This is a genomic window from Chitinophaga sp. 01L420 (assembly GCF_056399985.1).
This window is the reverse complement of sequence record NZ_JBFTSK010000151.1, coordinates 1-417: the sequence shown is the minus strand read 5'-3', so window position 1 is coordinate 417 and position 417 is coordinate 1. Positions and strand designations below refer to the sequence as shown.

Sequence of the window (417 nt, the reverse complement as noted above, 5' to 3'; positions counted from 1 at the left end):
GGATTTACCTAAGATTCCAGCCTACCACCTTAAACTTGGACAACCAACGCCAAGCTGGCCTAGCCTTCTCCGTCCCTCCATCGCAATAACCAGAAGTACAGGAATATTAACCTGTTTYCCATCGACTACGCYTTTCRGCCTCGCCTTAGGGRYCGACTMACCCTGCSYCGATTAACGTTGSRCAGGAAMCCTTGGTCTTYCGGCGWGSGKGYTTTTCACMCSCTTTRTCGTTACTYATGTCAGCATTCGCACTTCTGATACCTCCAGCAAGCTTCTCAACTCACCTTCACAGGCTTACAGAACGCTCCTCTACCGCATCACCTAAGTGATACCCGTAGCTTCGGTGTATGGTTTGAGCCCCGTTACATCTTCCGCGCAGGCCGACTCGACTAGTGAGCTATTACGCTTTCTTTAAAG

At 50.6% G+C, this 417-nt stretch carries 1 rRNA gene; it reads right to left on the bottom strand.

What is annotated here, in order from left to right:
• A 23S ribosomal RNA gene (locus tag AC1DP6_RS36565) occupies nucleotides 1-417 on the bottom strand; the annotation flags it as partial.